Annotated in this window: 1 protein-coding gene; it reads left to right on the forward strand. The window is 68.2% G+C overall.

What is annotated here, in order from left to right; all coding sequences use genetic code 11:
• Positions 1 to 701: recombinase zinc beta ribbon domain-containing protein (locus tag ACFOMP_RS19845; RefSeq protein WP_379033805.1), on the forward strand; the 701-nt coding region annotated here is incomplete at both ends.

The following is a 701-nucleotide window of genomic DNA, read 5'->3' on the forward strand; positions in this document are numbered from 1 at the left end:
GAATCCCTTCTACGCAGGGGCCTATGTCTATGGAAAGAGTGAGAAGCGCATCGAACTGGTCGACGGCCGCGCCCGTAAGTCCTACGGCCATGGCAAGCCGCCGGAGGCGTGGGACGTGCTGATCCGCGATCATCATGCCGCCTATATCGACTGGGCGGAATACGAGCGGAACCAGATGCTGCTCGCAGCCAATGCCTATGGACGGGCGGGCGGGCAGAAGTCCGGGCGTGGCGGCCGTGCCCTTCTCGCGGGCATGCTGACCTGCGGGCGCTGTGGCCGCGGCCTGGCGGTCGCCTATGCCGGCGCCCCGCCGGGGCGTCCGACCTATCGCTGCGACCGGCCCAATCTCATGCTCGGCCTACCGCGCTGCCTCAGCTTCGGCGGATCCCGTGTGGACGCCGCGATCGCATCGGAGATACTGCGCGTGGTCGAGCCGATGGCGATCGAGGCCGCGCTGGAGGCGGAGCGAATGCACAGGGAAGGAGAGGCCGAGCGCCGGCGCGTAGCCGAACTCGACCTACAGCAGTCAGAATACGATGCTTCGCTGGCGGAACGGCGCTATGCCGCCTGCGACCCGGAGAACCGGCTTATCGCAGCCCAGCTCGAGAAGCATTGGGAAGCTGCGTTGCGGCGTGTCGAGGCTTGCCGGGCGCGCCTTGCCGCGACGGATACCCCGGACCCGACCGCGCCGATGCCCGACT

The organism is Paracoccus simplex, assembly GCF_042648325.1.
Classification (GTDB): Bacteria; Pseudomonadota; Alphaproteobacteria; order Rhodobacterales; family Rhodobacteraceae; genus Paracoccus; species Paracoccus simplex.